General features: G+C 39.9%; 2 protein-coding genes. Both read left to right on the top strand.

Annotation, left to right across the window (positions count from 1 at the left end):
- On the top strand, positions 1 to 357 hold a 357-nt coding region (locus tag AC1DUW_RS30540), incomplete at its 5' end, for an acyclic terpene utilization AtuA family protein (RefSeq protein ID WP_477644408.1).
- Positions 329 to 661, top strand: a complete 333-nt coding sequence (locus tag AC1DUW_RS30535) for an AtuA-related protein (RefSeq protein WP_053346134.1) — start codon at positions 329 to 331, stop codon at positions 659 to 661. The genes AC1DUW_RS30540 and AC1DUW_RS30535, both read left to right, overlap by 29 nt.
- Positions 662 to 941: the final 280 nt, after the last annotated feature.

The following is a 941-nucleotide window of genomic DNA, read 5'->3' as shown; positions in this document are numbered from 1 at the left end:
GTGAGGCACCGGTTGAGTCAGGCTAATATAGAGATTCAAGAAATGAGAATCGATCATATTGGTTCTAATTCACTGTATGGATCTTCTATTTCAGAGCCGTTGTATGACCGAGAAAGGCTATCCGAGGTACGATTAAGAGTGGCTGCCAGGACGGCTGATAAAGGAGCTGCTGATGTGATCGGCCAAGAGGTGGAAGCACTCTATACTAATGGGCCTGCTGGAGGCGGTGGTGTTCGGGTTAATGTCCAAGAGGTTGTATCAATTGCATCCATTCTTATTCCTAGCGAAGAGATTACAATCGAAGTAACGTACGAGGAGGTCGGCAAGATTGAAACTCAAGCAAGTCACTCACTCTAGGTCAGGGGATAAAGGAAATATTTCAAATGTTTCCGTCATCGTCTATCGTATGGAAGATTATGAAAAAGTAAAAAAACAGGTAACAGCAGAAAAGGTTAAGGATTACTTTCACGAAATAGTGAAGGGTGATGTGGTTAGGTATGAACTGCCGAAAATTGGCGCATTGAACTTTGTCATGCAAAACGCATTAGGAGGGGGCGTCACAAAATCACTTACTTTGGATCGACATGGAAAAAGCTTGAGCTCGGCTTTAATGGATATGGAAATCGATATGGAAGCTGATGTGGATGATTCAAATTATTAATTTTCTTACGAAGGCGAGCCAATTATTCAGTGGCTCGTTTTTTGTATTCCGAAATTTTGGGACGATAAAAGTCTATATAGTAATTCTATGAAGATGGTGATGAAAGTGTAAARCTCTACTGTTCAAGTGGGATATCAAAACCAACTGCAATAATGAAAATGTTCTTTCTAATCCGACCTAAGATAAATAAGCTCTACACATTGTTATACGTCACTTGTGGCTTATACAAACCGATTGTGAGGTTAAGATTATTGGGAAATGTAATAACTAGTGAATATAC

It is taken from the genome of Peribacillus sp. P4_C12 (assembly GCF_056402095.1).
This window is presented reverse-complemented; position numbering and strand designations above follow the sequence as displayed.